Annotated in this window: 9 protein-coding genes; 5 read left to right on the forward strand and 4 right to left on the reverse strand. The window is 58.9% G+C overall.

The window, feature by feature from the left end; all coding sequences use genetic code 11:
* Positions 1-221: 221 nt before the first annotated feature.
* The 3 genes from FAZ69_RS05550 to FAZ69_RS05560 all read right to left on the reverse strand — a co-directional run bounded on the left by FAZ69_RS05550 (position 222) and on the right by FAZ69_RS05560 (position 2993).
* Positions 222-1607 carry an AAA family ATPase gene (locus FAZ69_RS05550; RefSeq protein ID WP_240702123.1) on the reverse strand — a complete coding sequence of 462 codons (1386 nt, stop codon included), beginning with the start codon at positions 1605-1607 and terminating at the stop codon, positions 222-224.
* Entirely contained in the window at positions 1604-1819 is a 216-nt protein-coding gene (locus FAZ69_RS05555) for a DNA-binding protein (protein WP_136892960.1), read from the reverse strand. Before FAZ69_RS05555 ends, FAZ69_RS05550 begins: the two co-directional genes overlap by 4 nt.
* Positions 1820-1928: 109 nt before the next feature.
* Positions 1929-2993 (reverse strand): hypothetical protein, encoded by a 1065-nt coding sequence (locus FAZ69_RS05560; protein ID WP_240702124.1) that lies wholly within the window; start codon positions 2991-2993, stop codon positions 1929-1931.
* 152 nt (positions 2994-3145) lie between these two features.
* Between FAZ69_RS05560 and FAZ69_RS05565 the strand changes: the two genes are divergently transcribed.
* From FAZ69_RS05565 to FAZ69_RS05585, 5 genes are all read left to right on the forward strand, one after another.
* The gene (locus FAZ69_RS05565) at positions 3146-4732 is read left to right on the forward strand and encodes a class I SAM-dependent DNA methyltransferase (RefSeq protein WP_136892961.1); all 1587 of its coding nucleotides are present in this window, start codon (positions 3146-3148) and stop codon (positions 4730-4732) included.
* Entirely contained in the window at positions 4722-6050 is a 1329-nt protein-coding gene (locus FAZ69_RS05570) for a restriction endonuclease subunit S (protein ID WP_136892962.1), read from the forward strand. The genes FAZ69_RS05565 and FAZ69_RS05570 overlap by 11 nt, the downstream gene beginning before the upstream one ends.
* Positions 6047-9175, forward strand: a complete 3129-nt coding sequence (locus tag FAZ69_RS05575; protein WP_136892963.1) for a type I restriction endonuclease subunit R — start codon at positions 6047-6049, stop codon at positions 9173-9175. The genes FAZ69_RS05570 and FAZ69_RS05575 overlap by 4 nt, the downstream gene beginning before the upstream one ends.
* 113 nt (positions 9176-9288) lie before the next feature.
* The gene (locus tag FAZ69_RS05580; protein ID WP_136892964.1) at positions 9289-10377 is read left to right on the forward strand and encodes a nucleoid-associated protein; all 1089 of its coding nucleotides are present in this window, start codon (positions 9289-9291) and stop codon (positions 10375-10377) included.
* Positions 10374-11372 (forward strand): GTP pyrophosphokinase, encoded by a 999-nt coding sequence (locus tag FAZ69_RS05585; RefSeq protein ID WP_136892965.1) that lies wholly within the window; start codon positions 10374-10376, stop codon positions 11370-11372. The genes FAZ69_RS05580 and FAZ69_RS05585 overlap by 4 nt, the downstream gene beginning before the upstream one ends.
* Positions 11373-11513: 141 nt before the next feature.
* Here the strand turns inward: FAZ69_RS05585 and FAZ69_RS05590 are convergent, their stop codons facing one another.
* Complete coding sequence (locus FAZ69_RS05590; RefSeq protein WP_136892966.1) at positions 11514-12902, reverse strand: tyrosine-type recombinase/integrase; 1389 nt, start codon at positions 12900-12902, stop codon at positions 11514-11516.
* Positions 12903-13070: the final 168 nt, after the last annotated feature.

The raw sequence follows: 13070 nt of genomic DNA on the forward strand, positions 1-13070 counted from the left end.
GGATGACCTTTCTGCCCGCCAATCAAGCGGGCCGTGCGACGCGGGCGTGCGCTGCCCGCTTCCGGTAGTCGCACGTTACAGGCATCAGGGGTTAGTAGTTGCCATATTGAGGCGCATATCGAACGAGGGCCAGAGGTTGCAGGCCACGGCGCGGCGATTGCCGTCGCAGCACCCGCCCAGCCCGGTTAGTTTCTGGCTGGGCGGTTGTTTTTCGACGTTTATCAACGCGCCTCCGGGTTGGGTACCAGTTGCAGATGAGTGCGAGCCGGTTTTGTCATGCTGTCCATGTTGTCCAGCCGTTCTACGCTGCCCACAATGGACTGCTTCGCGGGCAGGCTCCAGTACCACTTCGCATCCTTGCCCTTGTGCTTTCCGACGCCGAGCGCGTCCGACGCGCGGCGCAGGGTCCGCAGCGCGATACCTGCAGCCGTCGCGTGGTCCTCGATGGACTTGACCGGCATTTCACCGTCGTCCAGCAGGTCGGCCAGAAACGCCTTGGCCGAATTGACCGCGCTACCGCCGCGCGCTTTGTCTTGTGCGTGGTTGCCCAGCAGTTCGAGCGCGGAGCCGGCCACCTCGTCACCCCACGCGATGCAGGAAGACAGGATGCCGGGTATCGGCTCTGACTGTTCGATTTGGTATTCGAAGCCGCCGTCGTCCGGACCGATATTGGACTTGGCCCGCGCGAAGATGCGGTGCTCATCGCCGTCATCGCTCGCCACCTTGGCAGCGATTATCACGACCCGCGCGATTGCGGTGAAGGCGACGGAACCGTTGACCCACTGTGCCGGGTTCTTGCCCTGCTTTCCCTTGTTGAAGTGCGTGATGCCAAGCAGCGCGGCGCCGACATTGGCAGCCAGGTCCACGAGCGGCTGCAACGCGCGACGCGTCTCGGCGTTCTTGTGGCTGTCACCCGCTACGGCGGAAACGATGGGGTCCACGACAATCAGCCGCACGTCGCCGATTTCCTCGCACGCGGCCTGGAGCGCAGGCATATCGCGCGCCGGGTCGAAGCCTTGTTCCTTGCCCTTGACTCGCATCCCGGCGACGAAGAACACTCGGTTCATATCCGCACCTGCCGACATCAGGCGCGGCGTCAGCGTGTCTTTCGGGTCGTCTTCTCCTGACCAGATGACGACATTTCCGGGCTCCGCCACCGTCCCATCGGGCCACGTGCCGCCGCAGGTCGTCGTCGCAGCGAGCGACCCCGCTGCGGTCGTCTTTCCCGTGCCCGGTTCGCCGGCTAGGATAGTCAGCTTTCCTCGCGCCATATAGCCACGCCATAGCCAGCTAATCGGTTCTGGCTTCATGTCGGCACCGTTGACGATGATGATGCCGTCGCCCAGCGGGTCAGGTTTGGTCAGCGCGGGTTTGACCTCCGGCGATGGCCTCACGCTGGATTCCCGGCTCGTGATGGATGCGGCGGATGGCACATGACCGTTCGGGCGATGGGTTTCCGTGAACGAGCATCGAGCACAGCACGCTTCGCCTGAGCCGTCGGCGTTTATGACGAGCGTCAGCGCATTGTCGTGCTGGCCACGGTTGCAGTCCGGGCACGCGATTCGATGTTCGCCGACCTGGTACTCGCTCCACTGAATGAGGCTCATGCTGCTACCTCACCCATCAGTTGCTGGATGGCGTTGCTCGGCCACGCGAGGAAGCGATTCGGCAGCTTGGTGGGCCGCACACCGTGATAGCTCCCAGTTTCCATGTACCGCTTGCGGATGGACTGCGGACGCACGGCCATCAGCGATGCGAGTTCCTCTGTGGTGAGGAAAGGGCGGACGGCAAACAGTGCCCGGGATTGATTCGTGTTCATCGGTATCACCTTTCGCCGATTGGCGTTTCGTTAGGGTGATACGCATTAGATTTCCCCCTATACCGTCCCCCGCAACGGTCCCCCGGTCCACCAATTTGGGGGAGGGCACTCAGGCGTCGGCGATTTCCTTGCCGCTCCTGAGCCGTTCCCATGCCTTGTCGAATATGGTGCCTTCCCAGCCTAGAAGCCTGCGAACGAGCGCTTTGGCGCCAGGTTTTCCGGCCGGCGATTTGGGCAACTTCTTCGGGTCAAATCCATGCTCTCGAAGCGCACGCAGAATTTCCTGTTCTTGGTGGAGCTGCTGGGGCAATGGCCGGGGTGTGGGGGTTTTCGCCAGCGCTGATGAAATTCCAGTCGCCGCCATGTCGCCATCGCCTGAAACAGATTCCGAGGGGCTGGCTTGAAGCGATACTTGGGCGTCTGGTAGCCACAAGTAGCCGTGCTGCTCGCACCACGTGCGAATGTCGGCATGGGCTAGCAGCTGTCTGCGTCCGGCCATAGTTGTCGCGATGGCGCCACGTTCAACGGCATCTGACAGCGCGGCGTTCCACCGCCAGAACACGTCGTCGTACTGCGGCGCCCTGAGTACGGCGTCGCTTGTGCCGGCGATGAGGATTTTCGCGGCTCTGCCGCGAGAAATCCACGCTTGTCCGCTGTAGGCGAATATCCAGCTGGGAATGCGCCGGCCGTCTGGAGATTGGCGACCCTCGGAACCGTCCCCCCCTGGTTGCGAAACAGCGACATCGTGGCGAGCTAGAAACGGATAAATGTCCGACGCGTAGAAACCGAAGCGCTCGAACGTCGGCTGGGCGTCGTCGCTGGGCATGTCGTCAGCATCGAACAGCGTGGCCTGGTTTGCAAAGATGCCGAGCTGACTCAGCAGGTGCAGGCGTGTGCTCCTGTCTACCGGAAGCACGATACCTTCGTCGCGACGGCGGATGTCATTGACGGTCGTCGGGTCGCGGTCCAGGCAGGAAACCAGATAGCCGGCAGCTTCGTACCGCTCCACCGTTTCCGCTTCCCCGATTTGCGCGAACAGCTCCCACAGATTGATGAATTGACCGTTGCCAGCATTGCTTCCCACGTCGCCCACCGTATCTCCGCATCTTTTCTCAGAAACAGCGCAGGCTGGCCAGCTTGGCCGGTATGAAAAACTGGCCAGGTTGGCCAACATGGCCTACTAGCCTTATATCGGCACTGCTCGGCAGTTAATGAAGGGCGCCGGTGCCGCGCCGGCAAAGGCCGGCGACGAGGGGTATGTCGCTATCGCCAATCCGGGGGAAAGCACTATCATGTCGTCCGACACCGAATTTCAATATTGTCCCGATGAATCAGGATTTGAAGAAAACCCTCTGGGCTGCGGCCGACAAGCTGCGGGCGTCGATGGATGCCGCCGAGTACAAGCACATCGTGCTTGGGCTGATTTTCCTGAAGTACATCTCGGACGCGTTCGACGAGCGTCGCGCACAACTTTCGGCGGCATTCGGCAACCAGGAGGACGACCTGTACCTGCCCGATGCGGCAGACCGCGCCGATGCGCTGGAAGAGCGCGACTATTACACGATGACCAACGTCTTCTGGGTGCCCGCAGAGGCGCGCTGGGAAACGCTGCGCGCGCAGGCGAAGCAGGCCGACATTGGCGTGAGGATTGATGCAGCCCTCGAAGCAATCGAGGCTGACAACACCCGCCTGAAAGGCATTCTCGACAAGCGCTTTGGCCGCACGCAGCTCGAACCGGGCAAGCTCGGCGAGCTGGTGGACCTTATTTCGAAGATTGGCTTTGGCGAGGGCCACCACGCGAAAGACCTGCTGGGCGAGGTGTACGAATACTTCCTCGGGCAGTTCGCCACCGCCGAAGGCAAGAAGGGCGGACAGTTTTACACGCCCGCCTCGGTCGTGCGCGTGCTGGTGGAGGTGCTGGCACCGCACCAAGGGCGCGTCTATGACCCGTGCTGCGGCTCGGGCGGTATGTTCGTGCAGAGCGAGAAGTTCATCGAGTCGCACGGCGGGCGAGCGGACGACATCAGCATTTACGGCCAGGAAGCCAACCCGACCACGTGGCGTCTGGTGGCAATGAACCTGGCGATTCGCGGCTTCGCGGCAGACCTCGGCAAAGAGCCCGCCGACACGTTCCATCGTGACCAGCATCCGGACTTGCGCGCCGACTATGTGCTGGCGAACCCGCCGTTCAACATCAGCGACTGGGGCGGTGAGCGTCTGACCGATGACCGGCGTTGGACATATGGCACACCTCCCGCAGGTAACGCGAACTATGCGTGGCTTCAGCACATCCTGCACCACCTGAGCCCGCGCGGTCAGGCGGGCGTAGTGCTCGCCAACGGCAGCATGAGCAGCAACCAGAACAGCGAAGGCGACATTCGCCGTGCGATGGTTGAGGCCGATGTTGTTGACGTGATGGTTTCCCTACCGCCGCAACTGTTCCTGAACACGCCGATACCGGCATGTCTCTGGTTCCTCGCAAAAGACAAGAGCGGCGCTCCGATTGCAGGTGCCAAGCCGCGGCGTGACCGGCGTGGCGAGGTGCTCTTCATCGACGCACGCAAGCTCGGGCGCATGGAATCGCGAGTGGTGCGCGTGTTCGATGACGAAGACATCGCGAAGATTGCGGCGACGGTGCATCGTTGGCGGGCCGATGGCGAGGATGGCACCGATGAGCCCTACGCTGATGTGCCGGGTTTTTGTCGCGCGGTGAAGCTGGCCGAGATTGCGGAGCATTGGCATGTGCTCACGCCGGGCAGATATGTCGGCGCGGAAGAAACCGAGGACGACGACGAGGCGTTCAACGAGAAGATGGAACGCCTGACCGCGCAGTTGTCCGAGCAAATGATGCGTGGTGAGGAGTTGGATGTCGTGATACGGGCGAATCTTAGGGGATTGGGCTATGGCGTCTGAGGTTGACTTGATTCGACTTCGGGAGTTGAGTGTCCGCATCACGAAAGGAACCACACCCACAAAAGGTGAAGGCTTCGTTGCGCGCGGAGTCAACTACATCAAATCCGAGTCCATCACTTCTGATGGCTCGATTGATGCGTCTAAATTCGCATTCATAGACGAAAAAACCCACGACAAGCTCGCTCGGTCACAGCTTCGTGCTGGAAATGTTCTTTTCTCAATGGCCGGCGTATATCTGGGTAAGACGGCTATCGTCTTGCCGGAGCATTTGCCAGCCAATACAAATCAGGCAGTTGGCATCATCACTTTGGATGAGTCGAAAGCCGACCCGCACTTCATCCACTATTCGCTGCAATCTCCAGCATGTCGCGCTTGGGTAATGCGCTCAGCTGCGCAATCTGCTCAGCCGAATTTTAATCTGCAAGAAATTGGAGACCTGAAAATTCCTGCATTTCCTCTTGCAAAGCAAAAGGAAATTGGAAGGGTATTGCGCGTACTCGATGACCGCATTGACAACCTACGCCAAACCAACGCCACGCTCGAATCCATCGCTCAAGCGTTGTTCAAAAGCTGGTTCATCGACTTCGACCCGGTGCGAGCGAAGGCCGAAGGCCGAGACCCTGAAGGTATGGATGGAGAAACGGCTGCACTGTTTCCGGATGCGTTCGAGGATTCGGCGTTGGGAGCGATTCCGAAGGGGTGGGTAGTATCCGAAGTCGGTAGCGTGGCGCAATGTGTTGGCGGCGGAACTCCGAGCACCAAAGAGGCAAAATTTTGGGAGCCAGCTGTTCATCATTGGACTACGCCCAAAGACCTGTCTGGCATAACGGCCCCCGTGCTTCTCAGCACTGAGCGAAAGCTATCCGATGCCGGCTTGGCAAAAGTCAGCAGCGGACTGCTCCCTGCTGGAACCTTGCTAATGTCGTCGCGTGCTCCGATTGGTTACTTGGCTATTTCAGCGATTTCGGTAGCAGTAAATCAAGGGTATATCGCCATGCTTCCCGGTGGAACGCTTCCGCCGATATATCTGTATTTCTGGTGTCAGGCTAACATGGATGCCATCAAGCAGAAAGCAAATGGCTCAACGTTCATGGAAATTAGCAAGACGGCATTCAGGCCGATTTCGTTAATCGTGCCGTCCGCTGAGGTTATTGACCGCTTCACTGAGTTAGCTGGAAAACTGTTCGCCCGTATCACGGACGGCGAACGGCAGGCGCACCAACTCGCAGAGATACGCGATACTCTGCTGCCGCGCCTGATTTCCGGCAGACTCCGCTTTCTCGAAGCCGAGGCCCAACTGAACGAGGCGCTTGCATGAGCGGCATCACTGAGGACGCAGTCGAACAGGCAATGCTCGAATGGCTGACGGCCCTCGGCTGGCAGACCGCCCACGGACCGGATATTTCCCCGCCGGATGCCAAAACGCCCGGCACAGAACGCGATACCTACCGCGACGTAACGCTACGCCACCGCCTGGCTGCCGCCATTGCCAAGCTGAACCCGCACATTCCGTCCGTGGCCCGCGACGACGCACTGCGCCATGTACTGAATCCGAACGTGCCCGGTCTCGTCAACGCCAATCGACAGCTCTACCGCTGGCTGGTGGACGGTGTGCCGGTCGAATATCAGAAGGACGGCGAGACACGCGGCGACCGCGTTCGCCTGGCCGATTTTTCCGACGTGACCGCGAATGACTGGCTGGCCGTCAATCAGTTCAGCACCCAGGGCGCGAAGAAAACCCGCCGTCCCGATGTGGTGCTGTTCCTGAATGGTTTGCCGATTGTCGTCGTTGAATTGAAGAACCCCGGCGACCAGAACGCCGACATCTGGGGCGCATGGAACCAGCTTCAGGCTTACCAGGAAGACATTCCCGACCTGTTCAACGCCAATGCCATACAGGTCATCTCCGATGGCACAACGGCCCGCATGGGTTCGCTTACCTCAAACAAGGAGCGCTTCCTCGCCTGGCGCACCATCGACGGCCGGGAGACTGACCCGCACGGGCCAATGCGCGAACTCGAAACGCTTACGCGAGGCCTGTTCCGCCGCGACTACCTGCTTGATTATCTGCGTCATTTCATCCTGTTCGAGGACGAAGGCCAGCTCCTCAAGAAGATTGCCGCGTATCACCAATTCCATGCGGTGCGCGCCGTTGTCGAAAGCGTGCTGCACGCCTCGGCCCCTGGTGGTTCGCGTAAGGGGGGCGTCGTCTGGCACACGCAGGGGGCAGGCAAGAGCATCGAGATGACCTGCCTTGCCGGCGCGCTGATGGCCAGCGCGGAGATGGAGAACCCAACGCTCTTGGTCGTGACCGACCGCAATGACCTCGACAACCAGCTTTTCGGCGTCTTTGCTGGAGCCAGCGAGCTACTGCGCGAAACACCCGTGCAGGCTGATAAGCGGACGGAGTTGCGTCGCTTGCTCGATAACCGCCCATCTGGCGGCATCATCTTCACGACTATCCAGAAGTTCACACCCGGCGAGGATGAGGACACGTTCCCGGTTCTCTCGGAGCGTCGCAACATCGTTGTCATTTGCGACGAGGCACACCGCAGTCAGTATGGATTCGACGCCCGTCTGCCTGAGCCAGCCAATGGTAAGCAGTCTGCCAGCTCGGCGGTACGCTACGGCTATGCGCAATATTTGCGCGATGCACTACCCGGCGCTACGTTCGTCGCATTCACCGGCACGCCGGTCGAGCTGAACGACCGGGATACGCGGGCAGTGTTTGGTGACTACGTGCATGTGTACGACATCGAGCAGGCAGTGAAGGACGGCGCAACAGTGCCGATTTACTACGAAAGCCGTCTGGCTGCCTTGGAGCTGAAGGAAGAAGACACCGACGACCTGGACGACCAGGTAGACGAGCTGACCGAAGCTGAGGCCAGCGACGAATCAAAGGTTGCCACGCTTCGTCGCTGGGCAGCGTTGGAAAAGATTGTCGGTGCGCCGCCTCGCATCCAGAAAATCGCGGCCGACATCGTGGCCCATTTCGAGAATCGACAGTCGGTGATGGATGGCAAGGCGATGGTGGTGGCGATGAGCCGCGACGTCTGCGTGCATCTGTACAACGCCATCGTCGCCCTGCGTCCGGAGTGGCATAGCGACGACCCGATGCAGGGCGTCATCAAGATTGTGATGACGGGTTCGGCGTCCGACAAAGCTCTGCTTAAGCCGCATATTCATCCGAAGGACATCCGCAAGAAGCTCGAACTCCGGTACAAGGACACATCCGACCCGTTCAAGCTTGTCATCGTGCGCGATATGTGGCTGACGGGCTTCGACGCGCCGTGTATGCACACGATGTACATCGACAAGCCGATGAAAGGCCACAACCTGATGCAGGCTATCGCCCGCGTCAACCGGGTCTTTAAAGACAAGCCTGGCGGTTTGGTTGTCGATTACATCGGCATCGCGAACGAGCTGAAGGCGGCATTGGCCACGTACACGCAGGCCAACGGACGCGGCCGGCCAACCATCGACGCGCGGGAAGCGCTGGCAGTCCTGATGGAAAAGATGGACCTGCTGCACGACCTGCTGCACGGCGTCGATTACACGGCGTTCCGTACTCAAGCCTGGCAACTGCTGCCGACCGTGGCCGACCATGTGCTTGGCCAGAAGGATGGCAAGAAGCGGTTTGCGGACGCGGTATTGGCGGCTGGCCAGGCATTCGCGTTGTGCTGCACGCTCAGCGAGGCGCTTCAGTATCGCGACGAGCTGGCTTTCCTGCAGGCCGTCAAGGCAGCCATTATCAAGAACGAGAACGTCAACAAGACCCTGTCCGACGAGCAGAAAGAACACGCGCTTCGGCAAATCATCAGCAGCGTGGTCGTCAGCGATGAGGTCATCGACATCTTCGCATCGCTGGGACTGAAGCGACCTGACATCGGCGTGCTGTCCGACGCGTTCCTTGATGATGTGCGCCACATGAAGCAGCGCAACCTCGCTGTTGAGCTGCTGGAGCGCCTGCTGAAAGACCAAATCAAGTCGCGCTTCAAGACCAACGTCGTGCAGAGTGCGAAGTTCTCGGAGCTGTTGCAGCAGAGCCTGACGCGCTACAACAATCGAACGGTGCAGACTTCGCAGGTCATCGAGGAGCTTATCGAGATGGCCAAGGCTTTCCAGGAAGCTGCCGAGCGCGGTGAGCGTCTGGGGCTGAACAGCGACGAGATGGCGTTTTACGATGCGCTGGCGACCAACGAGGCGGCGGTGCGTGAACTCGGCGACGACACGCTCAAAAAAATCGCGGTCGAGCTGGTCGTGAAGCTGCGCGGCTCGGTGACGGTCGATTGGGCGAAACGCGAAACCGTGCGCGCGAAGCTGCGCGTGATGGTCAAGACACTGCTCAAGCGCTACAAGTATCCGCCCGACCGACAGGAGGAAGCGACGGATACGGTGTTGTCGCAGGCGGAAACGCTGTCGGCGGATTGGGTGGCAGTGTAGCAATCTGGCCATGTTGGCCAACTTGTCCATGCTGAAGATATGGCCAAGTTACAATAACCCGCACTCTGGCGCTTAAATTCGCGGGGTCTCGTAAATATAAGGCTGGAGGGTCGATGCAGCTTCTCAACCTCACGATTTCACGAGTCGTCTTGCACGAGGTTTTCAAGCGGGGGAATGATGGGAACAAGGTGCAACCCGAGTTTGGAGATGAACTCGAGGTGCTGGATGACGAAGCCTCCGAGGCTCTTCGAGACCGCGTTGTAACTGCCATGACAAGCGCGACGCGGTGCGTGCAGATGTCCATCGTGAAAGCAAGCGCGGAAAGCCTTGTCCATCGAGCATCCGTAGCCCTCGACGCCGATGATGCAGGCTTCATTGCTGCGTCTCGGGGCATCGCTGATAAGCTCGCTGACGAACAAAAGAACCGAAATCTACCCGGTGGAGTAGTCGTCGTATTCAGCGGTACTGCCGGTCATCCAGCGCGGCGATTGGTTGGCGTCATCAAAGCCGAAGTGCATAATGGATTCATGCGGGCACGCGAAGCCGCAGATGCAAAGCCGAAGCTCAAGTTTTTGAAGTCGCTTATGCTGACTGCACAGACCAAGCTGTATAAGGTTGGCCTGTTTCTGGAACCACGACCGCCGGTTGAAGGCGAATTTCCGGCCGGTTGGGATGCCTATATCTATGACGAAACCTTAACTGTAGCGAATAGATACGGTGCGGCCAAATATTTCTATGAGGGTTTCTTGGGGCTAGGTTTCGCGCAATCTAGCGCGCGCCAGACGCAGCAGTTTTTTGATTTGACGAAGGCTTTTATCCAATCGATGGACAAGCCTGAGGAAGAAAAAATCGTGTTGCATAACGCACTCATTACGTATTTGCGCGCGGACCAACTTCCGACTGTCGGAATTGCGTCCTTTGCAGAGGCGTACTTCGGAGATGCGGATGGACGTGACGCCTATCGTGCCTACATGGTCGAGAAAGGGTTTCCTGAAGTCGCGGTCAACAAAGACACGACTGATGTTGCATCAGCAATGAAGTTGCGAAGACTGAATTTTGCCAGCCGCGTGCGTATCAGCGGTCCCGCAGAGTCATTCGACAAATTGGTAAACGTGTCGCTAATTGACGGCGAGGAAAATAATGGTGTCGCGCCAAAGTGGACCCAGGTAATCGTTAAAGACCGAATCTCTACTCAAGAATGACCGAATCTGAATTTCTTGCGCGATGGCACGCTGAGCGGGATTCATATTCCGCTTGGGGTCTATTCGTTAAGAATCAGATTATTGCGGACCTACACGCGTCGATACCTCACTTCGACGCACATGCATTTCTCAAGATTCTCCCAGAGCCACGAACGAAAACGGATAACTCCCTTATCGGCAAGGCGTTTCATCGAAACAAAGCGTATGCGGACCCTTACGTCAATATTGAGGATAAGGTTGGAGTCCGGTTTGTGGTGTTGCTTACTTCTGACATAAAGAAGATTCAGCATGTCATCGAGCGCTCCACTATGTGGACGTGCAGTCTCGATAGAGACTACGAAGCAGAGCGCGAAACGAGGCCGTTGGAATTTACGTATCAATCGACGCACTATGTATTGAAGGCTGCCAACACGTTTAGGACGGAGTCCTACGTTGAGGTCCAGAAAGATACGCCGTGTGAAGTGCAGATTCGGACCCTGCTGCAGCATGCCCATAGTGAGCTGACGCACGATAATATCTATAAGCGTGAGCCGGGGTCCGAGGTAGCCAAGACGGTGGAACGGACCGTCGCAAAGAGCATGGCGCTGATTGAGGCGGTTGACGACTACTTTATCAGTGCTGTAGACGAACTTAATTCGGCAACCAAGGCCGAGCGTGAAGCGCTTGATATTTTGGCTACGGTCTACTCGGAGCACATCGGTTTCGCTCCTCAGACAGACCTAAGCAATCGGCTCGTATTGCAAGCATTTCGCCAGAACATGGGTGCAGACTTGCGCCAATGTCTGACGGAGTTGCTCGTTCAGAAACCGTTCATTGCCGAGCGGGTCCGAGGCCGCGCGGCGACGCACTATCTTTTCCGCCAACCATGGATACTTTTGGCGTATCTAATGGCGGACTCCGCACCTGCCGTGACTGCCGAACGCTGGCCGCTGACGCCTGACGAGCTTAGACCGATTTACACTGACTTAGGGCGGGCGTTTCCAGCGCAAATCTAAGTTCTGCGAGCACGAAGCGAATCCAGCGTATTACTGAGGCTACATACAGTTGGAATAGTCACATTGGCCAACCTGGTCAAGTTCTCAACTTGGCCACGCTTTCTGCATGGCCGACTTTGGACAACATCCTTCGGAGCATGGTCACTGCAGCGCCTGCGAATCCTGCTGAGCCTGTTCCGGCTTGAAGTCGATACCCGCCTGTTTGAGCATCCACGCTTCGATGCGTGTGTGCCACTTGCGCAGTAAGTCGAGCGGGCGGCGGCGGTAGTGCTTTTCCGCCAGAGCGCTAGGCTTGTGTCCTTGAATTTGGGCCACGACACCGGTGGGCACTTCTAGCCACTCGGCCAGCGTGCCGAACGAGCGGCGTAGACCTTGCAGCGTCACATGCGGCAGGCCTGCTTCTTCAATAGCGGCCTCATGTGCGAAGCGCGGCTCCTCGATGTGGCCGCTCTCCGATGCGACGCTTGGAAACACCCAGGGCGATGGCTGCCACGGCGTGCCAGCGTCTTCCATTCTCTGAAGTACCTTGATGCTCGGCGGTGTGTCGTTGAGTCGCTTCAGTTCGAGCAGCAGCGAGCGGAAATACGGCGTTAGCGGAATGATGCGGGAGCCTTCGACTTTGTCGCGGAGTTTTATCTTGTTCCAGCGCAAATCGACGTTTTCCCAGCGCAGTTCTGCTAGTTCCTCGCGGCGCGGACCGGTGATGAGGACGCCTTGCAGGTAGGTGGCCGCCACGCGGTTGGGCTGGGCGCGCACTGCCTTAAACCAGGCTCGAAGTTGCTCGCGCTCCAGGCAATCGCCTTCGGGCGTCTTCACGCTTGGCAGAAGGGCCGTGACCTTCGGGGATGAATAGCAGTCGTCCGGCAGAAGCTTCTTGAATTTCGTTTGACCCTCGCACCAGCCAGCAAACGCTTTGAACATGCGGTACGCATAAGCGATGCTGGTCGGCCGCTCGGCAACCTCGTCCTCCATCCAGCTAGCAATCGCGTCGCCGGTCATGTCGGGCAGCTTCATCGGCATGAGCGCATGCAGCGGACCTTGGCTTGTCAGCCCCTTTCCTCGCTTCTTTTCCGCTCCACCGGGGGCGGCTAACTTGCGGTGGTCCTCAATGTACTGCGCGCTGCGGGGGCGCTTCGTTTTCGGAGATGGCGTCGCTTCAAGGTCAGTCAGGTAGGCCGTCCACGCATCGGCGAATGTTACGTCCTGGCGCTCGGCTTCGGCTTTTCGTGTGGCTAGGGCTGCGCGCTGCTCGGCAGCTTCCTCTCGGGGGTCTTTGCCGGCGTCAATCAGACGTTGCAGGCGGCGCGCTTCGTCGCGCGCCTTGTCAATGCCCCAGTCTTTCGGCGAGCCTATCGTGACGCGCACTGTCGCCCCGTTCAGCTTGCCCTGAAAGATATAAGACAGCGTGCCCGCCGCCGTGGCGCGAAGGCCCAGGCCGGATGCACTGCTGTCCCAGAGAAAAGCCTGAGCCTTGCCAGTAGGGCAGCTATGCCCGTTGACCCGCCCCGCCGTGAAATTGACCTTGGCCACCGTTACCATCCTCGGGAAGAGTTACATGGACATCCATGTAACCGCTGTGTAACCGGATTTTGTCGTTTTAGGGGAATTCGTGTCAACGTGGATAAACATGTAATTTCCGCGTATCCCCTGTATTTACGGGGGTTTTGGCGGATTTTTGAATTCGAGTCAACGCCGAGA

Source organism: Trinickia terrae (assembly GCF_005144415.1).
Lineage (GTDB): Bacteria > Pseudomonadota > Gammaproteobacteria > Burkholderiales > Burkholderiaceae > Trinickia_A > Trinickia_A terrae.